15 protein-coding genes and 1 pseudogene are annotated in these 18533 nt (G+C 62.2%); 5 read left to right on the plus strand and 11 right to left on the minus strand.

Annotated features, from left to right (window positions below):
* Positions 1 to 96 precede the first annotated feature (96 nt).
* Together istA and istB are read left to right on the plus strand one after the other, a co-directional pair.
* On the plus strand, positions 97 to 1326 hold the full coding sequence (gene istA / locus MF268_RS08035) for an IS21 family transposase (RefSeq protein WP_238370698.1): 1230 nt from the start codon (positions 97 to 99) through the stop codon (positions 1324 to 1326).
* Positions 1323 to 2165, plus strand: coding sequence for an IS21-like element helper ATPase IstB (gene istB, locus MF268_RS08040; protein ID WP_238370379.1), 843 nt, complete (start codon positions 1323 to 1325; stop codon positions 2163 to 2165). The genes istA and istB overlap by 4 nt, the downstream gene beginning before the upstream one ends.
* Before the next feature lie 192 nt (positions 2166 to 2357).
* Here istB and MF268_RS08045 read toward each other — a convergent pair.
* Positions 2358 to 3736 (minus strand): IS3 family transposase gene (locus MF268_RS08045; RefSeq protein WP_238370380.1). Its coding sequence is split into 2 segments (ribosomal slippage): positions 2358 to 3403 and positions 3403 to 3736, totalling 1380 coding nucleotides; the frame shifts between segments, so codons are not numbered across the junction.
* 74 nt (positions 3737 to 3810) lie between these two features.
* Between MF268_RS08045 and MF268_RS08050 the strand changes: the two are divergent.
* Positions 3811 to 4808: pseudogene (locus tag MF268_RS08050) on the plus strand (IS110 family RNA-guided transposase).
* 437 nt (positions 4809 to 5245) lie between these two features.
* Here MF268_RS08050 and MF268_RS08055 read toward each other — a convergent pair.
* The 7 genes from MF268_RS08055 to MF268_RS08085 form a co-directional block, all read right to left on the minus strand.
* Positions 5246 to 6625: a hypothetical protein gene (locus MF268_RS08055; protein ID WP_238370381.1), complete on the minus strand. Its 1380-nt coding sequence runs from the start codon at positions 6623 to 6625 to the stop codon at positions 5246 to 5248.
* The gene (locus MF268_RS08060) at positions 6622 to 8457 is read right to left on the minus strand and encodes a site-specific integrase (RefSeq protein WP_238370382.1); all 1836 of its coding nucleotides are present in this window, start codon (positions 8455 to 8457) and stop codon (positions 6622 to 6624) included. Before MF268_RS08060 ends, MF268_RS08055 begins: the two co-directional genes overlap by 4 nt.
* 65 nt (positions 8458 to 8522) lie before the next feature.
* Entirely contained in the window at positions 8523 to 9020 is a 498-nt protein-coding gene (locus MF268_RS08065; protein WP_238370383.1) for a hypothetical protein, read from the minus strand.
* 79 nt (positions 9021 to 9099) lie between these two features.
* Positions 9100 to 9894, minus strand: coding sequence for a hypothetical protein (locus MF268_RS08070; RefSeq protein ID WP_238370384.1), 795 nt, complete (start codon positions 9892 to 9894; stop codon positions 9100 to 9102).
* A gap of 81 nt (positions 9895 to 9975) precedes the next feature.
* Positions 9976 to 12273, minus strand: a complete 2298-nt coding sequence (locus MF268_RS08075; RefSeq protein ID WP_238370385.1) for a hypothetical protein — start codon at positions 12271 to 12273, stop codon at positions 9976 to 9978.
* Positions 12274 to 12348: 75 nt separating this feature from the next.
* On the minus strand, positions 12349 to 12819 hold the full coding sequence (locus MF268_RS08080) for a hypothetical protein (RefSeq protein ID WP_238370386.1): 471 nt from the start codon (positions 12817 to 12819) through the stop codon (positions 12349 to 12351).
* A 281-nt stretch (positions 12820 to 13100) separates the two neighbouring features.
* On the minus strand, positions 13101 to 13382 hold the full coding sequence (locus tag MF268_RS08085) for a hypothetical protein (RefSeq protein ID WP_146178912.1): 282 nt from the start codon (positions 13380 to 13382) through the stop codon (positions 13101 to 13103).
* Positions 13383 to 13818: 436 nt separating this feature from the next.
* On the opposite strand from MF268_RS08085, the gene MF268_RS08090 reads away from it, so the two are divergent.
* Positions 13819 to 14565 carry a sulfite exporter TauE/SafE family protein gene (locus tag MF268_RS08090; protein ID WP_107978730.1) on the plus strand — a complete coding sequence of 249 codons (747 nt, stop codon included), beginning with the start codon at positions 13819 to 13821 and terminating at the stop codon, positions 14563 to 14565.
* Between the two features lie 327 nt (positions 14566 to 14892).
* Here the strand turns inward: MF268_RS08090 and MF268_RS08095 are convergent, their stop codons facing one another.
* Positions 14893 to 15321: a PACE efflux transporter gene (locus tag MF268_RS08095; protein WP_107978728.1), complete on the minus strand. Its 429-nt coding sequence runs from the start codon at positions 15319 to 15321 to the stop codon at positions 14893 to 14895.
* Positions 15322 to 15407: 86 nt separating this feature from the next.
* Positions 15408 to 16508 carry an HPP family protein gene (locus tag MF268_RS08100; RefSeq protein WP_238370387.1) on the minus strand — a complete coding sequence of 367 codons (1101 nt, stop codon included), beginning with the start codon at positions 16506 to 16508 and terminating at the stop codon, positions 15408 to 15410.
* 233 nt (positions 16509 to 16741) lie between these two features.
* Between MF268_RS08100 and MF268_RS08105 the strand changes: the two genes are divergently transcribed.
* Positions 16742 to 17440 carry a FadR/GntR family transcriptional regulator gene (locus MF268_RS08105; RefSeq protein ID WP_107978726.1) on the plus strand — a complete coding sequence of 233 codons (699 nt, stop codon included), beginning with the start codon at positions 16742 to 16744 and terminating at the stop codon, positions 17438 to 17440.
* Positions 17441 to 17451: 11 nt separating this feature from the next.
* Here the strand turns inward: MF268_RS08105 and MF268_RS08110 are convergent, their stop codons facing one another.
* Entirely contained in the window at positions 17452 to 18348 is an 897-nt protein-coding gene (locus MF268_RS08110) for a DMT family transporter (RefSeq protein ID WP_238370388.1), read from the minus strand.
* Between the last annotated feature and the right edge of the window lie 185 nt (positions 18349 to 18533).

Genomic DNA, 18533 nt, shown 5'->3' on the forward strand with positions numbered 1-18533 from the left:
GCGGCGGCGCCGATTTCCGGACTTCATTTATCCGGAAATTGGCGTCGCCGCGGACCACTGGCCTGATCCCCTCAGCGAAGCGACGGGGACGTGCAGGTGAAGGGACTAAGGGAGATCGTCTTGATCCATGATCTGAAGAAGCAGGGGCTGAGCATCAGCGCCATCGCGCGGAAGGTCGGCCGCGACCGCAAGACCGTCCGCAAACATCTTGATCGCGGGCTGGAGGCCCCGGCCTATGGGCCGCGAGCGCCGCGACCGCGGACCATCGAGCCTTTCGAGGCGTTTCTGCGGGAGCGCGTTCTGGCCTTTCCCGATCTCAGCGGAGCCCGGCTTCTGCGCGAGATCAAGCAGATGGGCTACGCGGGCGGCTATACCGCAGTGACGGACTTCCTGCGTGAGGTTCGGCCAACGCGGCAGTCCCGCTTCGAGCGCCGGTTCGAGACGCCGCCGGGGCGACAGGCGCAGATGGACTTCGCCGAGTTCGCCGTCGAGTTCAGCGAGGAGCCTGGCGTCATCCGGAAGGTCTGGCTGTTCAGCATGATCCTCGAGCACAGCCGCTGGCTCTGGGGCCGGTTCGTCGCCAGCCAGAACCTGCAATCGGTTCTCCGCTGTCACATCGGCGCCTTCGAGGCGATGGACGGGGTGCCGGAGGAGGTCCTCTACGACCGCATGAAGACCGCGGTGATCGGTGAGGACGAGGCCGGGGTAATCACCTGCAATGCTGCGCTGGTGGCTCTGCTGAAGCACTACGGCGCGGTGCCTCGCGCCTGCCGTCCCTATCGCGCGAAGACCAAGGGGAAAATCGAGAGGCCGATCCGCTACATCCGGCAGGACTTCTTCCTGGCGCGGAGCTTCCGCAACCTCGACGACCTGAATGCCCAGTTCGACGCCTGGCGAACCGAGGTGGCCAACCCGCGCGTCCACGCCACCACGCGGCGCGTCGTCGACGAGGCCTTCGCCGAAGAACGGCCGAGCCTGAAACCGCTGCCCGCCACCGCCTACAATGCGGTGTTGACCGACGAGCGCCGGGTCAGCAAGGACGGCATGGTGTCGGTCGGCGGCAATCTCTACTCGGTGCCGGACACCACCCGGCGGCGCACGCTGGAGATCCAGCATCATGCCACGGAGCTCAGGATCTTCGAGGACGGCCAACTGATCGCCCGTCATCCCGTGCTCGAGGGCAAGGCCCTGCGCCGGGTCGACCCGGCGCATCGCAAGGCGCCGCCACCGCGGCCACCGCAGCAGACCCCCGGCCAGGGGCTGCACCGTTCACTGGAGTTCTATGACGCCGTCGGCCGCCGGCTGGCTGCGGGTGTTCCGCAATGAGCGAGCTCATCGACCGTATCCGCGGCGCGCTGGTCGGGCTCCGGATGCCCCGCGCGCTGGAGGCGCTGGACCACACGCTCCAGCAGCTGGAGAAGGGCGAGATCACCGCCATCGAGGCCATCGACGGTCTGCTCAGCGAGGAGTTCGCCACGCGCGAGAGCCGCCGCATTGATGTCGCCCTGCGCACCGCCAGATTGATGCCGGTCAAGACGTTGGAAAGCTTCGAGTTCAGTTTCCAACCTTCGCTCGACCGGGACCGGATTGCGGCCCTGGCCCAGCTCGACTTCATCCGCGGCGCCGAGGTGGTCCACTTCCTCGGGCCGCCCGGCACCGGCAAGAGCCATCTCGCCACCGCCCTCGGCGTCGCCGCGGTGAAGGCCGGACGCAGCGTCTACCGTGCGACCCTGGCCGAGCTGATCGAAGGGTTGGCCCAGGCCGAGCGCGAGGGACGCCTGCCAGAGAAGATCCGGTTCCATGCTCGAGCATCTCTGCTGATCGTCGACGAGATCGGCTACCTGCCCATCACCCGCGGCGGCGCCAATCTCTTCTTCCAACTCGTCAACGCCCGCTACGAGAAAAGCGCCATGATCCTCACCTCCAACCGCGGCTTCGCGGAATGGGGCGAGGTGTTCGGCGATCCCGTCGTCGCCACCGCGCTGCTCGACCGGCTCCTGCACCACGCCGTGGTCATCCAGATCGAGGGCGCCAGCTACCGCCTGCGCGCCCACGCCGACCTGATCCCCGAGCACGTCCGCGCCAACGCGCCCATCTCATCCCCGCCACCACCCAAGCGCCGGGGACGGCCGCCGAAAGCCAACAATGGAGCTGCCAATCACTGACCCCGGCTGTTCGCCGGACCCGTCGAAGTGGGGAATTTTACTTCGGCGCTTCTGGGGAAATTTACGTCGACGTTGACAGACAAGCTCTGTCTTCTGAAAACTGGACCGTATGGTGGAGCCCTATGTCGGTTCAGGACGTTGATGACCTGCTATCTCCGAGGGTGGACAGGTAGTCGGGCGGGCAGCAGCAGTTCAGAAGGAAGGATCACTGTGTTCCGGAATACGCCTTTTTGCTGAAATGTCCGTCGTCAGATGATTTGGAACACGAAGGCCTGACTGGGAACGGAGGGTCTGGCTCGATTCTGCCCTGCCGAGATAGACATCGGCAGGCGTGAGGTTCCCGAGGCTCTCGTGGTAGCGGTCATGATTGTAGTGGTCGATGAAGGCTGCGATCGCCTCTTCGAGAGCCCCGGGCAAGTAGTAGTTCTCAAGGAGAATTCGGTTCTTCAGGGTCTGATGCCAGCGCTCGATCTCGCCTTGGGTCTGAGGGTGCCTGGGCGCGCCGCGGACGTGATCCATGCCCTCGTCGGTAAGCCAGTTGGCCAATTCGCCGGAGATGTAGCTGCTGCCATTGTAGCTGAGCAGCCTGGGCCGGTGGATGACGGTGGCTCGGTCGCAGCCCGAGGCGGCCAGGGTATCTTCCAGAGTAGCTGTCACGTCTGATGCCTTCATCGTCGTGCAGAGCCGCCACGCGACGACGAAACGGCTGTAGTCGTCGAGGATCGTCGAGAGGTAGAACCAGCCCCAGCCGATGACCTTCAAATGGGTGAAGTCGGTCTGCCAGAGCTGGTTGGGGTGGGTCGTCTTTTCATGGAACTCGTTCGACGCCTTGATCACGACGAATGCCGGGCTGGTGATCAGGTCTTGTGTCTTCAGAACCCCGTAAACGCTGGCCTCCGACACGAAGTAGCGCCGGGTGTCGGTGAACCTGACCGCGAGCTCCCCCGGCGACAGCTCAGGTTTTTCGAGCGCGAGATCGACGATCTGCCGGCGCACCTTGTCCGGGATGCGGTTCCAGACCCGGGTCGGACGCGAAGGCCGGTCCTCGAGCCCGGCGGCTCCGAGAGACAGATAGCGATCATACCACCGGTAGAAGGTCGTGCGGGGCACGCCGATCATGTCGACTGTCCGCTTCGCCGGCAGGTGAGACTGCTCTACCTGCCGGATGATCTCGAGCTTTTCGGAGGCGGGATATCTCATTCCTCGTCTCCCCCATCCCCGAGCATGCTTTTTTTGAAAAGGCGGTTCTCCAGCGTGAGATCGGCCACGGCTTCCTTCAGCGCTGACGCCTCCTGACGCAGCTCTTTGACCTCGGGGCTGGTCGCCTGGCGGGCCGTATCACCGGCCAGCCGCTTCTTGCCGGCCTTGAGGAACTCCTTGGACCAGCTGTAATAGAGGCTCGTCGCAATCCCTTCGTGCCGACAGAGCTCGGCGATGCTGTCTTCGCCACGCAGCCCTTCAAGCACGATGCGGATCTTCTCCTCGGACGAATGGTGCTTCCGTGTGCGCCGGCGAATGTCCTTTACCATCGCCTCAGCCGTAGGCTTCGATGTTCCGGGTTTCTGTCTCATCTTATGGAATGGACGCCCCTTGCACCCAAGCCGATAGTTTTCGGGACACGTGGCAAGCAGAAGGAGTTCATAAAATGCAGTTGCTCGCGATCGATTTGGGAAAGCAGTCTTTTCACATCCACGGGATCACGAATGAAGGCGAGGTGATCTCGAGGAAGGTAACCAGATCAGAACTTGAAAACGCGGTTCAGGAACTTTCTCCTGAAGCCATTGCTATGGAAGCCTGTGCCAGCGCCCATCATTGGGGGCGTCGTTTCGGGGCCATGGGATTTCCTGTTCGCCTCATTCACCCACGCTTCGTTATGCCATTCGTCAAAGGCTCGAAGAATGACGCGGTCGATGCAGAGGCGATCCACGAGGCCGCACAGCGTCCGACTATGCGGTTTGTACCGGTGAAGACGACTGAGCAACAGGATTTGCAAATGCTGCACCGAACACGCGACCGGCTCATCACGCAACGCACCGGACTGATCAATCATATCCGTGGTCTTCTTGGGGAATATGGCGTTGTCATTCCTGTCGGTGCCGTCCGGTTCCGCAAGGATATCAGGACCGCTGTTGCCGAAGCCAAACTGTCGACCCTGGCGAAGCAGAACTTCAATGCACTCATTACTGAGTTCGAGGCCTCTGACAAGCGCGTGGCCGAGATCGATCGAAAGCTGATCGCAATTTGCAAAACCGATGATCGCTGCAAACGACTGGCTACCCTCCCCGGCATCGGGCCGGTGATCGCAACCGCATTGATTGCCGCCGTCGATGACGGGAGGCACTTCTCGTCGGGCCGCGCTATGGCAGCATGGATCGGTTTGGTTCCCAGACAATACACGACTGGGGGCAAACCTCGGCTTGGCGGCATAGGCAAACGGGGCAATCAATACTTGCGCCGCCAGCTCATCCACGGTGCGAGGTCTGTCCTGATCCGGATCGCCGGGCGAAGTGATCGGCGGCCAAATGGGCGCAGGACCTACTTGCTCGCGCGGGCCACAACAAAACCCTCGTGGCAGTCGCCAACAAAACAGCACGCATCGCCTGGGCCGTGTTGCGCAATGGAGAAAGCTACAAAACCGCATAACCGGGGCGCGCGACGCTTCGAATGTAGAGATGCGAGGTGAAAGACGATGGTGTAACGGCATGGGCCGCCTATTCACAGCCTGTAAGGAGCGATGGCCATCAAAGGCCGGTCATCTTGGAAGGCACGAAGACAAGCGGATCCCATCGAGGCCAGAAGCAAGAAAGCTTCGTAAAAGGCCGGATAGATTCACGCATCCAATGCCGTTGGAACCGAAGTTGAAAAACACCTTGCGCAGGGGGCGTCCATAGATCCACTCCTTGGTGGCTTCGATGAGCCTGAAACCCTCCGTTACGAAGTCAACTCAGATGTCCCAGGAGCGCTGATGGCGGACAGATCGCTCATCGTCAGCCTCCTTCGAGCGGAGGCACGAATCACGCGACGCGTCGCGCATCAATGGATCCTGAGCCTAAATTGGGGTGCCATCTGTAGGAACCATCTCATGCATCATACGCGTCGAAGATGTTGTCGATCTCTTTACCGGCTGCTGCGAGCGAGGCCTGCTTTGCCCTGTCACCGGTGTATTTCTTGCGCGCCTGCTGCGACGTGTGGTCATTCATGAGCATACCGGCCAGCGTCGCGTCCTCGCTGATCGCGAACACGACGTCATAGACGATGGATCGGCAGACGTGAGCGCCGGTTCCGAGCTCCGAGGACCAGACCTGCGACACGTAATTCTCGGCAACGAGCGTGCCATCTGGATGGATGAATAGCGGCCATTCTTCTTCCTCGGCCGCCTCGCGCAGGGCGTCGAGATATTTCGGGTCATCATCCTGAAGCAGGCGGGCGTCGACGAAATGCTGCACGCTCGGATGAACGGAGCCGGGGTATTCTTCCCGACCAGGAAGATGCCGGGTCTTGCGCAACTTGTAGTTCCGGAGGCGATAGCGGCCCTCGGTCCAGACGAGGTCGCGGCCGAACCTCAGATCATGCCATTCACGACGAAGCGGAGTCAGCGGAGGCACCGCGATCGCAAGGGCCCGGTTGCGCTTAATGACACGCTTTGCCGGGTTGGTTTGCGTCGCCACACCTTCGAGCACTGCCTCGGCGCGCGGAAGAATGGTGGTGATGTCGATCGCGGCGAGGGCCGCGAATTTCTGCGCCGTCTCCACGCTGGCCCGATCCCGAAGCTTCTGGAGAAGCTTGTCGATTTGCTTGACCAGGGGCTTCGGATAGGCCTTCGAGAACCGCAGGAAATCCCTGAGATCGGCGAATGTCGCGATGATGGTCGAGGTGCTTAGAGGCGCGCCCCGGACGGAAATTCTCGTTGTTTCATAGGTATAGAATTTCCGGAGCGACGCGATCTCGAAGTCCAGTGCAAGCCCGCTTTCCCGCAGATACCAACCGTACTGGCAGAGCTTCCGGGTCATGCGGTTGTAAAGATCCGGAGCCAGCTTGATTTCGCCATCGTCCCTGCGATCCCGGATGCGGGCCAGATGGTTTTGCCAGTCCATCGGAAGGTCGTCGCGATAGAGGGAGATCTTGCGCTCGTAGGCGCGACGCGGCTCTCGGGAGATGCCGGCGAAGCGCGCGCAGGCGGTCAGGGACTGTTCTGCAGCACCCAGGGACGCGAGCGGCGAAGCTTCGGGTCCGTCGGTCTTGATCATGGCCGCGATGGCATGTTCGATCGCGGCGGCACCGTTATTGAGGCGCGCCCACACCCGGCAGTCGGACGGCGTGAGTTCCGCGCAGCCATGTTCGATCATGAACTCGACCAGGCTGTCGAGCGCCTGCAACTCCGCGAGCGGCATGCCGAGCAGGATCGGCGACGCGGCGTTTGGTTGCCAATGAGGTTTTGCGAGGATCACGTGGCGGGTCATTTTCCGGCCAAAGCCTCCGCCAGGAGATCCTGCACTTCTTCGAGCTTCTGCTTCTTGTCGATCCACCCGTAATAGGTGTCGAGCACGCCGACCGAGCACCCGAGATAGGCGGCTGCCCGCCCCCGGTTGCTCCAGGATCGCGCGAGCAGGAGCGTCGCGAAGCCATGCCGGAAATTGTGCGGGAACATCGGCAAGCCGATCTCTGCGCTGCTTCGGGTCAGCCATTTGTAGAGCATGGACCCAGCCAGAGGACGGGCCGATCGCTCCGAAACGAACAGGTGCGTGGCCAGTGCGCACTCTTTCTCCTCGCAGTAGTCTGGGTCGGCGAAGTCGAAGAGCGGCCGCGCCGTCTTCAGATACCAATCGAGCACCTCGTAGCCGCAATACTTGTCATCCCGGATGTGGATGGGGGGCAGCTCAACATACTCGCCTTTCATGTCTTTCTGCGCGATCCGTAACTCGAAGAACTTCCTTTCACCTGCCGTCTTGCGGAAAAGATTCTGCCCGGTGCCGCTACACTCTGCAGCCAGCGCACTGCCTTTCCGTAGGCCGGCGCCACGGATTGCCAGCGCGGAGAAAGCGGCGCAGGTCGAAAGACGCCGCGCGGCACGCAGTTGCGATTTGGTGAGAGCCTTATCTGTCGCGAGAACGTCCTTCGCACGCTCTTGGTAAAGCACGTGCTGCCGGAGAAACGTTCGAACGTCTGCGGGATTGTGTATGAGGTTCTCGCAGTAGGTCCGGTTCTTGGGGGACATCTTCTCCCCCGCCGCGTGACCTTCCTGAAGGTGCGGATTCTTCTTCAAATTCTTCAGCCACTTTTTGGTCTTGAGGCCGTTGGCCTTTCCAATTTGTGCAATGATGCGGACGTAATCCGCGGCGGTCCGAAGACTGAACCCGGCATCCGTTTCGGACTGGTCGATCCAGTGGCGGATGGCGGCGATGCGAACCGGGGTCTCGAACAGCGAGTCGAGACAGTTCAAAGACGCCAGGTCCGCAGCGTCGGTTTCCTGTGCGGCCCGGGCCAGTGCGACCAAAGCGGCGCGGTAGGTCTCGGCCGTTTGCGCCTTATAATTCTCTGTGCAACTCTCGGAGACATCATCGTAGGTGCTTTGGTCGTAGCGTGCCGTCTCGACCATGTCGGCGATCTTTTTGCGCACGGAGGCGGGCACGGGGGTGCGAACCGACGGAATGAGGTAGGCCGGGTCGAAGTCGGGAGGCAGATGTGCTGCGATCTGCGGGAAGACGCGATGGCGCGCGAGCGCCCTGAGGGCTGTGGCGGATGCATCGCTCTCATGGGTCGGCATTCCCTCAAGGAAGGGCGGAACGATGTCGGGGGTCAGGTCCATCGGGTCGAGGCCGGCCGACCTTGCCCGGTCCGAGAAGGTTCGAACCGCGCCGAGTGTCCCCGGATGCACCGGGCCGTGGTCTTTCGAGAGGTCTTCGAGGACCGCAAGAAAGGCAGTCCAGCCATCTACTCGCGCGCGAAGTTCCTTCTGCGCATCGACCAGTCCGAGGGTGGTCCGGATCCGTCGACGGACGACCTCGCGCCACTTGGCGTAACTGCTCGTCGACTTCCAGAAACGGCGATCTGCGCCGGGTAATGGGCCCGCCCCGATCTGCTTGAGAGGCGGGAAATGGCTGTCGAACCAGGTCAGCAGGTCCACCCCGTCACCATCGAGGATCGAGAGTGGCTTGTCGAAGAACTCGCCGACCCGGACAATGCGGTTGCGTTCGGTTTCGTTGACGGTCTCGTCGAGCACCGTCTGCATGGTTTGTGAGACTGGCACGGGAACGGCCATCGCAGTCTGGGAGGCAGTGGAGAAAAAACCCATTCGGTATTCCTTATCGGGTTGTAGGGAGGCGGCCGCCGTCCCGGAGGGGCCGCGTGATTTCGGGGTCAATCGGACTTAGGGTTCGATGCGGCCTTACGGAAATTCGCGTAATAGGCTCTCGTGCGCCTGACATCAGTGTGTCCGAGAAGCTGGGCTGCCGGGATCGGGGAGTGGGGGTGCGCATTCGTTCGGGAGAGGAGGCTCGCCTGGACGTGACGGATGCGCATGACGGACGTGCCAAGCGTGTAGACGTACCGCCCGATGGCGCGGCGGACGGCGTTGCGCCAAGCCTGGTAGGCTTGGGCACTGGTCCAGAGCGCCTTGGCACCGTCGAAGCCGCCGCTCGGAAAGTGCGCATCGAACCAGTCGATGTCCGCCGGCATAGTCCCGAGGGGGGCGCCGAGGGCAGTCTCGAGGCGCCTCAGGGCGGACTGGAGACGCCGATCAGGTTCGTGCTCAAGCACCTCCCGAAGAGTGAATGGCGCCTGTGCGGGCAGGTTCACGACGATGCGATTGAGGTTTTTCCTTTTGGGAACCATGGGATTTCCTTTCATCTGGTTCATTGAGGAGATTGGTCGCTTGGCGTGCAGACGAAGCGAAAATGTGCACTCGAGTCGGAATATTCGGGAACTAAGCCACGCCTTATGTTCCCGACAGTTTCGCCTCGGGCGTCGCCCCGTGCAGGCAATCGCCTCGGCGTGCATTTGCGCCGGATCCTGTGCAGGAGAGCTGCGTTTCAGACTGGGCGGCCGCGCGTGTCATGGTGTCTGCGAACAGGCCGTGAGACGCGCCGTCCGTGGAGGAGGGTGTGACCTCCGGGATGGCGATATTTGTCTCTTCGGCCCGGAGATCGTCCTCCGAAGTGGGTTTCTCTTCTGAGGATGCGAGCCTGTGCATCACGTCCGAAACGATGTAGCGGATCCGCCCATCGCTGATGATCCGGGCCGGGAGGTGGCCCTTGTCCGCGAGGATCGCGTCGATCCGGGCTTGCGGCACCTTGAGATGCCGCGCCAGGCGCGAGGCGGGCAGAGCGTGTCCCTCGATCGGAGCCAGGCTGTGAAAGGCGTTTCTGGGGCTTGCCAGCAACTGCTCGACCTGCGCGTTCAGCATCAGGTTCCGTCTTGGCCCGAATGCATAAAGCGGCGGGTAGGGGTTGCCGGGGGTGCGCAGCGCTTCACGGAGGTCGTCGCCGGGGAGACCGAACCTTTCCGCGACGTCAGTCGCCCGTATCAGGCCTCCACCGAGCATTTGCTCCTCGGCAGCATCCGCTGGCGACAGGCCGAGCAGATGCTCGTAGATTCGCAGCATCGGGAATTTGCGCCGGAGTGGTTCAATAGCGAACCGCGCAAGGAAGGGGCGAACCTCGTTGCGCGAAAGCGTCGACCAGGTGTGCAGGTCGAGGAGCGTCGCGGCGTGAAATCTCGTGAAGGGAAGCATGGGCATCTCCTGTTTTGCAGGAGATGGTTCCCTTCACAGCGGGACGGAAAGAATTTCTGAGCCGACGTGGTTGACGCTGATCTAAACCAGGCCTGGGCGGCTTTCGCGCCAATCGCGGATCCGCGCGACGTGGAGGCGGGCCGACGCGGGCGTCATAAAGGGTTGCTCGCGCATGATCCGCTCGAGGTTCTCCTCCGACACCAACTCGCCGGTCAAAGGATCGTCCCCGCACGAATGGACCCCGAACTTTCGCAAGCAGCGCCAGACGAAATGCGCGGCCTCGAGAACCTGCACGGTCTCGCCCTCGAGCGCGGTCTCGAACCTGCGCGGAAGGGGGAAATGCGCATTCTTCAGCCGGGTGCCGATCCGGGGCATCGGCCCGAGTTTCTCGGCCGGCAGAAGACTGTCCCCGGCGATTTCTGGAACGGACCACAAGGCATCGAAGTTTTCTATGGCGCGGACCCACTTTCTGCGCAGGTCTGGACGCAGGGATCTCTCATGGATCCATGCCCATTCGCGATCGAGCTGCCAGGGTTCACGCGCTTCGTGGGCCGCCACGTCCATCAACGTGTCGACAGGATTTCTGGCTCGCGGAAGACCAGCCTCCACGATCCTGGACTGGAGCTTTTGCCAACCGGGTGTCCACGCGCGGCCGACGCGATCAGCCAGACGCTGCAGTGGCGCGCGGTAATGGAGCATTTCCCGTGGATGGCTCGCGGCCGCCGCCGCGATCAGGTCTCGCCATGGAATGACGTCGATCTGAGCTTGGAAGACCTTTTTGTCGGACGTCAGCTCAAACAGGCGCCGCGCCGCAGTGATCAGCTCCTTCACCCCAAAGGCGCCGTATCCCGCCGCTTCGGCGATAGACCGCAAGGAGTTCTCCAAGGCTGTGGGCATGTCACCGCGGTGATGGCGAAGCCAGTCGCGCTGGTCGCCGATCGCGGGCCCCGGCAAGAGCTCGGGAAATACAGAACGCAAGACGTCGAGGGCTGCCAGTCCCGTAAGGCACTTCGGAACATCTCGCAGTCCTTGAGCCTTCAAAAGGAATTCCCGCGCGACATCCATGTCGATCTTTTCGGGAGGTATCGGCGGCTCGGAGCATTCGGCATATTTCCTGACCAACAGCAGGCCCTGCATGTCGGTGCCGCTCGCGATCGTGCCCTTGGCGCGGGAGATCATACCCTCCCAAGAAGAAAGCCTGTGCGTGTGCGCCAGAAACGTGCGGAGGGCGGTCCGGTAGTCGCGCCGAGTGAGGTCCGCACGTTCCTCGACCCTGGTCTCGAAAAAGACCACGGCGTCCTGCAAAAAGGTGGGACTGTCGATGTCGAAGCCTGCGTCCAGAAGGTCTCGCAGCAGCCGGCGTAAGTCCTTCACGTGCCGTCGGCTGGTCGAGCGGTCTTTCGCAAAGGCCGCAACCTCTGCCTCGATCGCGGTCGGTAACATGACCGGTTTTCTGTTTGTCTTTCGTTTCCGAGGTTCGGCGAGCCTGTCATGGCGTTCAGGTCGACGCACCCGGTCCGCAGTAACATCTTCGGACACAGCCGCAGGCTCGGTGCATCGAAGTAACGAGAGCAGCGTCCGGAGATAGAGAGCCGCGGTGTTCGCGGAGATCTGCTGCCCTACCGCTGCATGATATCTCGTCGCATCCTCGAGGCTCAGCGACCAGCCTGGCTTCGGCCCGTCTTCTGAAAGTAAACCAAAATCCACGGCAAGTTCGAATGCGCGCCGAGCGTGAAGGGCGTGGCCGACGGGAAGTCGTCCTCGAACTGCCGCGAGCGCGGCCGGCAATTCGATGCGGTGTTTGTCGCCATCGCGATAAGCCGGGAAGGGGCCGATTTTCTCAGGGCGAAGGATCCCGGCCACGACAACGCGCGGATCGTCTCTGAGCTTGTCAATTGTCGTAGCGGAATTCCGGAACGCATTCCTCTGCTTATCACGGAGATCGCGGTCGGCTGCGATGGCCAACTTACGCGTCACATCCCGCAAGATCGTTCCAGGGAACATCTCTTCCATCAGTTTCCGGTTCACGCCAGGCAGACGGCGTTCCCGCGCAAGCTGGTTAAGCAGCGTGTAGGGATCAGTGTCGGGCCATGCCCCTGCCAGCCGTGCGTGCCGCAGGAGGCTCTCCCGGCACCGGCCGTAAAGGCCAGCGTCCCCGAATGCAGCGGCAAGATTGTCGTCTGGAACCTGGGGAAACGTGGCCGCGAATGATGCTTCCGAAGCGAGCACCCCAGGGTCGTGGAACGTCTCTGTTCCTATCGCGCAGCAGGCAAGGTCGAGGAACGCCAGGATAGAGATTCTGCCCGGTGATTGCACGGCGCCGCTTTCGATCCGCATCCGCAGATCGGCCAGGCACAGGGAAGGTTGCGAATGGGTCATGTGGAGCAGATGGGATCATTCGGGAAATCGAAAAATCGCCCTTGGCGACCAAGCTGGCCGCCAAGGGAAAACCCGTCATTTGGCCAGACCCCTCTCGAATGCTCCGATCGCGTCGGAGAGCAGGTCGGCAATCACGTGCAGGACGGCGCCACGCCCTGTGATCCTCCACTCCGCACCGTAGGGATCGGCCGGCCGCTCCACTGCGAATTCCGCTTGCGCTGCCAGCTCCTCGACCGCCAGCTGACGATGGACGCAGATGAGCATCGTCCGGCAGCTCGCCAGGCGCTCGGCGTCCGCCGATGCTGCGCCGAGAAGCACATGGTAGTGGGACACGCTTTCCGAGAATGCTGGGGCGGCGGCATGCGACCGGAACCGGATCAGGACGAGCCATTGTGCCGCGCGGCATGAAAGCGCCTGTGCTCGCAGAAGGCGGCCTGACATGTCCTCTTCGATTGCGAAGCTCGCCGCCGCGCTGGCTCGGCCGACGCTGCTATCCTCCGTGTGATCGGTGGCGATGACGGACACGCGATTAGTATCGTGATGCATGGTTTCCCTTTCCTCGAGTGAGAGATTGCGGCGATCTGCCGCTTCAAGGGCTCGGCCCGGGCTACTGACCGTCTCGTGGTGGTTCTTTCATCCGCCGGCGACCATGAGATTGGCCAGAGCTTGGTCAGACGAAGAACTTTTCTGCAACGTTTGAGCATGGGAAGAAAAAAGTAGCCATCATCACCCGGCCATGACAGTAGAGTTGAAAGGCCCCACAACGCCTGGTCACCGGCTGACGATCCCGTCCAGGATTGCGTGGCGAGGACGGAGATCGACTCCAGCTATTTCGCGCGGGAAAATGTCGTCAGCTCGCGGGTTTTTTGCGTCAAGGCGCGGGGAAATATCGTCATCTCGCGGGGTTCCTGCGTCATTTTGCGGGGAAATTGCGACAGAGAAGGCTCTAAGCTGCTGATTTTTCGAAACGAAACAACCTCTGAATCAAGAGAATCCTGAATCCCCCTGAAAGAGCCGCAGAGCGGCGGATTTTGGGGGCCTTTGGAGGCACCAGACGCCCGCTTGAAGAAAAACCGATCGGATGCTTTTCTCTCCGGCGAACGTTCCAATCTACTCTTCGTGTCGGGTGCACCTCGACAGGGACTGAAACAGACGAGGCTCTGCGGCGCGCAGTAGGGTCTATGGCTGGAGCAGGACTTGGCGAGATCGGTCCGGCGCTGGCTCGCAGACGTGCGAGCAAAGGCTCTCGCCCTTATTGCGCGGGAGTTGAGAAGGTTGCTGTCTCGGGAGGGTCGAGATGTGAAGCCTGTTGCGGCGCGCAGCAGTAGGCTCTGCTGATCGACAGTTTCCGGGGCAGTGACCACCTTCATTCGGTGCTATCTGTTCGATCGGACGCAGGGTTTTGAAACTCCGACGATCTTCACCAATGGCCGGTGGCGGGGCGATCTTCGCTCACCTCGGAGCGGCACGCCATGCGGAAGACCAATTTGCAGACCAATGTGGCAAAGGGGCAGATACGCGAGGACTCAGGTCGAGGATGCGCGAATGCTTTCCATCATCATATTGGTCGTGGTGGGCCTGCTCGCCGGGATGGTCAACGCCATTGCCGGTGGCGGGACACTCATTAGCTTTCCTGCCCTGGTCTGGCTGGGAGTGCCGCCGATCATGGCCAACGCCACGGCGACGCTGACTGCCTTGCCAGGTTATATTGGCAGTGCATGGGCCTACAGGCACGATATATCCGCAGAGGGAAGCCACGGGCTAAGGAGCATCATCGTGATCGCCGCGCTTGGCGGCCTGGCGGGGGCGGGGCTGCTATTGCTTACGCCGGGCGATGCTTTTGTCGGAATCGTGCCTTGGCTCTTGCTCTCCGCCACGCTGCTCTTTGCAATCGGTCCGCGTCTCGTAGCTCTGGTTCGCGCGAAGGGACTGACGATCGGACCGAGTCTCTCGGCTTTCGCGATCTTCCTCGTTGCTGGCTACGGCGGCTATTTCAATGGAGGTCTTGGCATCATGTTGCTGGCGGTGTTCAGCCTGATTGGCTTCCAGAACCTGCACGGGATGAATGGTCTGAAGAACCTGCTTTCAGCCGTGCTTTCCCTGGTATCTGTCACGACGTATGTGACCGCTGGCCTGATCGCTTGGGAGTCCGCTACGATCCTGGCGATCTCGACAACGATTGGAGGATACATCGGCGCCCAACAGGCGCGGCGGATTCAACACACCGAGTATCTGCGGGCTTTGATCGTCGGTGTTGGTGCATCGATGACGCTGGTATTCTTCGCAATCTGACTGTCGAGACTCAGCGTGGAACTAACGTTCCAGGTGCGCTCCGTCGGAGAGAAAAACCTCCGTCATCGGGACGCGCCAGGGCATGAAGTCGATGGGCGCCAAGAGGCCAACTGTAGGATCCCGCACCGATGATCCGTGACCCCGACAACTGCCGCTGTCGCCTTCGCGCGCTCTTCCGACGACGCAGCGCTCGCCGCGAGGAGTGGGGCCCGCTCTGCGCGCTGGACCGGCCGACGGCCCGTGCCGTCTTAGGGTCGACCGGATGCCCGTCGGCAAGAAAGTGAGCTAATCAGGGAGCGGCGCCTCTGCCGGCCTCATCGTCCCTTGTCACGCTGTCCGTGCGGTCCGTTGAGGCGGGAAAAGGGTATCGTAACCCCAAGTGAAGACAAAGGCGTAGCCCATATAGAAAACCGCAAAGGAGATCTCCATTACCAGTGAGGCGATCAGTGGGACACCGAGCCACCAGGCGAAGAGTGGCAACAGGAGGACCAGAAGCGTCGCCTCGAAGAGCACGGCATGAACAATCCGAAGCGGCATCGTCTTACGGACATCGCGTCGCCGCCAATTCAGAACGTGGTCGAATACCAGGTTGAAGATGTAGTTCCACATCGTCGCGGCGGTGGCACCAAGCACGACCAGTGCTCCCATGTCGCCTATGGGGTGATCGAAGACCCAGGCGAAGAGCGGCGTGACGATAACAATGCCGATGAACTCGAAACTGAGAGCTTGGCGAATTCGGTCTGCGGTGCTGCGCATGATGGCTCCGATTGTTGTTCGGGCCGTCCCGCGTGTTGACCATCTGGCTGGGCGAGGCCGTCCTCGCTTATCGATGCAAGCGGCCTTCATGCCGCAGGACGTTCCTCTGCCCCAGCAAGCAGTAGTCGCATGATATCAGATCGGGTCAGGATCCCGACCAGTCGCTGCTCCCGGGTCACCGGAACAACCTCGCTTCCCTGCGCCGCCAGCCTGTTGAGGAGCACGCCAACGGGCATATCGTCCGGCACCGCACGGTCGGCGGGTCGCATCACGTCTGATATGGTGCGACGCGGAGATCTCTGCCGCCAGGCCGCCGGGCGGTCCTGCGCCGCGACGACGTGCAGAAGATCGGCTTGGAGCACGAGGCCGCGCAGTATCATATCTTCGTCTACGACCGGGAGGCTCTTGATAGAATGGCTGCGGAAAAGCCGTGCCGCATCCGAGAGCGGCGTGTCGGGTCGGACCGTGATCAGACCGGTGGTCATGACGTCAGCACAGGTTGTTCCGTCAAAACGGTGCTGGGCCGCCTCTGCTTCGGCAGCGGCCAGCAACCGGCCGAGGTCTGCCACACCAAGGTTGGTCGACTGGTTGAACCGGTGGAGAAGCTCACCGAGTTGCTCGGTCGTCAAACCCAGGCGCAGCGCGGGATTTCCCGTCTCGTCCGTCTCAGGCTGGCGGAACGGATATACCCGGCCCGTTGCCCTGTTGTAGACGATGGCGGCAAGGACCAGTACGGCGGTGGTCAGCCCGACCGGCATCAAGGCGAAAAGCAGTCCCGCTTCCCGGGCCACGCCCGGATCGAGGGCGGTGAGCAATGCCACTGCCCCTCCCGGCGGGTGGAGCGCCCGAACGAACATCATGGCGGTGATCGCTGCGCCGACGGCGACGCCAACAGACCAGGGAGCGGGCACGATCCGGAGAACCAGGAGAGTGACGAGTGCTGCCGTCACATTGCCGACGATGGCCGACCACGGTTGGGCGAGGGGCGAGTTCGGAACGCAGAATACGAGCACTGCCGTCGCTCCAAGCGGAGCCATCAAAAAGAATGTCGATTCCCCCAGCCTGGCGGCCAAGCTCACTACGAGAGCGCACAGGCTGATCCCGAGAACTGCGCCGAGCCCGGCGCGCAACTGCTCGCGGCCGTGAAATGCCGGCAGCGCCGGGTAGAGATGATACCATGCCCGCATACGAAGGCCTCCTTCGCTGCCCGAAAAGAGAGCAACTTCCGCCTCCTATGCCTTAGATGATGGCAGAATGTGAACAGCTGCATCCGACGAAAAGGACATTGGTCCTATCTCCAATTGAATGGGGGGATCGTGGTCCCGCGTAGACGTCAGGATCGAAACGACCGATCGCACGCAGGCTCCCGCTTGTTTTCAGCGGTAAATGGTCTGAATATTGGCCTGAATGGGGGAATGGCATGCGAACAGGCAAGGATGCGGCACGGGCGCGACTCTGGCAGGTTCTCGAGGAACGTGCGCCGGCCTCGGGAGATCGTTTACCGCCAGAGAGGGTGCTGAAGGATCTCGTCGGATGCAGTCGTGAGACGCTTCGTGGGGCGCTCGCCACCCTCGAGGCGCGCGGCGAGATCTGGCGCCATGTCGGTCAGGGGACCTTTCGCGGCCGAGCGCCCCTGGGCCGTCCGGTGAAGGATACGCTCCTGCTCGAGGCGACAACACCCGCGGACCTGATGGACGCACGCCGCCTACTTGAACCGCAGGTCGCAACGGCTGCCGCGTTGCGGCGTGTAACGGAGGACATTTCCCTGCTGCGACAGCGCGTCGCCAACGGACGTGCCGCTCGAAATCGCGCGGAATGCGAGCGGGCTGATGACGCCTTCCACCAGTCGATCGCGCAAGTCGCGCGCAACCCTCTCTTGATTGCCCTCCTGCGTCATTTCTCGAGCGCCCGATGCCGCGCGGTTTGGCAGAGGGAATGGGATCGCACCTATCGCCGAGTCGGCGTGGAAGAGTTCACCCGGGTGCATGGCGATCATCACGAACAGGTCGTCGACGCAATTGCCGCCGGCGACGGGCCGGCCGCGCATCGTGCCATGGCCCATCATCTCGAGGCTGTCAGCATCGATATGGGCGTCCTCAACCCAGTGCCGTCATGCTGATGATGCCTCTGTCACCGAGGTCGGATCCTCCGGCTCTTGTGAGCGGTCGGCAGCATGGAGGCCGGCGCGCGTGATCTCTCCCGATAGACGACGTAAAGGCCCGAGGTGAGGATGACTGCGATCCCCAGCCAGGTCATCCGATCGGGAAAGTCTCCGAAGACCACGAACCCGGCGGCGGTGGCGCCGATAATCTCGAGATACTGGAATGGTGCCAGGAGACCGGCTTCAGTGTGGCGAAAGGCTTCGGCGATCAGGACATAACTTGCAGCGGCGAGGAGGCCGCTTCCCAGGATGAGGACCGTGGCCCAAGTCGAAAGGGCGCTCGGGTCCGGAGACACAATTCCCGCTGCGTGAAGACCGGAAGAAAGCGCTACCATGCCGAGGCAGGCATAGGTTGTGGCGCCGCACTGAATGGTCAGCCCGGAGCGGGTGCGCGAGGCACGGCGGAGGACAATCATGTTGAGCGCATAGGAGACGGCCGCGAGGAGCGGCAGCAGCGCAGCGACCTCGAACTCGGGCCCCGGCCGGATTACGATAAGCGCGCCCGCGAGCCCTGCGCCAACTGCTGCGAGGCGTCGCGGTCCGACTGTCTCGCCGAGGAGTGGACCTGCCAGCACAGTCAGGATCAAAGGCTCAACGAAAAAGATGGCGATCGCGGTGGCAATCGGCATGACCGCGAAGGCGCCTATCAGGCAGATGAGGGTGATCATCACCAGCAGACCGGACAGCGCGACAACCGGCGAGAACATGGCGCCCCTGAGACGTTTCCGCAGCACCACCGCCGCCGGCAGGAGGAAGGCCCCCTGGGCGAGAACGCGCGCGGTCGCGACGTCGATCGGATTCAGTTTCTCTGTCAGAAGCTTCGACAACGTGTCGCCCAGTGGTAGCAGGAGCATTGCCGCGGCCATGCAGGTCATTCCTGCGAAAGATCCAGTCCACATGGTCTGCGACCTGTCGAGCAAGGCAAGAGTCATAGGACACCTCATAACTTCAGGCTCCGCACGATATGTGCGGAAGCAAGTCCGGGCGTTCAGGACATCGGTTGAAAGTATCGGGGCGGGGCAGCGGACGCGCGACGCCATCGCATGCTGCC

The sequence above is a fragment of the Heliomarina baculiformis genome (assembly GCF_019966545.1).
Classification (GTDB): Bacteria; Pseudomonadota; Alphaproteobacteria; order Rhodobacterales; family Rhodobacteraceae; genus Heliomarina; species Heliomarina baculiformis.

What these genes read in the sequence shown, in the direction of transcription:
- istB (WP_238370379.1), top strand. Translation starts at nt 1,323, where the DNA reads ATGAGCGAGCTCATCGACCGTATCCGCGGCGCGCTGGTCGGGCTCCGG.
- MF268_RS08055 (WP_238370381.1), bottom strand. Translation starts at nt 6,625, where the DNA reads ATGACCCGCCACGTGATCCTCGCAAAACCTCATTGGCAACCAAACGCC.
- MF268_RS08060 (WP_238370382.1), bottom strand. Translation starts at nt 8,457, where the DNA reads ATGGGTTTTTTCTCCACTGCCTCCCAGACTGCGATGGCCGTTCCCGTG.
- MF268_RS08065 (WP_238370383.1), bottom strand. Translation starts at nt 9,020, where the DNA reads ATGAACCAGATGAAAGGAAATCCCATGGTTCCCAAAAGGAAAAACCTC.
- MF268_RS08070 (WP_238370384.1), bottom strand. Translation starts at nt 9,894, where the DNA reads ATGCTTCCCTTCACGAGATTTCACGCCGCGACGCTCCTCGACCTGCAC.
- MF268_RS08075 (WP_238370385.1), bottom strand. Translation starts at nt 12,273, where the DNA reads ATGACCCATTCGCAACCTTCCCTGTGCCTGGCCGATCTGCGGATGCGG.
- MF268_RS08080 (WP_238370386.1), bottom strand. Translation starts at nt 12,819, where the DNA reads ATGCATCACGATACTAATCGCGTGTCCGTCATCGCCACCGATCACACG.
- MF268_RS08090 (WP_107978730.1), top strand. Translation starts at nt 13,819, where the DNA reads ATGCTTTCCATCATCATATTGGTCGTGGTGGGCCTGCTCGCCGGGATG.
- MF268_RS08095 (WP_107978728.1), bottom strand. Translation starts at nt 15,321, where the DNA reads ATGCGCAGCACCGCAGACCGAATTCGCCAAGCTCTCAGTTTCGAGTTC.
- MF268_RS08100 (WP_238370387.1), bottom strand. Translation starts at nt 16,508, where the DNA reads ATGCGGGCATGGTATCATCTCTACCCGGCGCTGCCGGCATTTCACGGC.
- MF268_RS08105 (WP_107978726.1), top strand. Translation starts at nt 16,742, where the DNA reads ATGCGAACAGGCAAGGATGCGGCACGGGCGCGACTCTGGCAGGTTCTC.
- MF268_RS08110 (WP_238370388.1), bottom strand. Translation starts at nt 18,348, where the DNA reads ATGGCCGCGGCAATGCTCCTGCTACCACTGGGCGACACGTTGTCGAAG.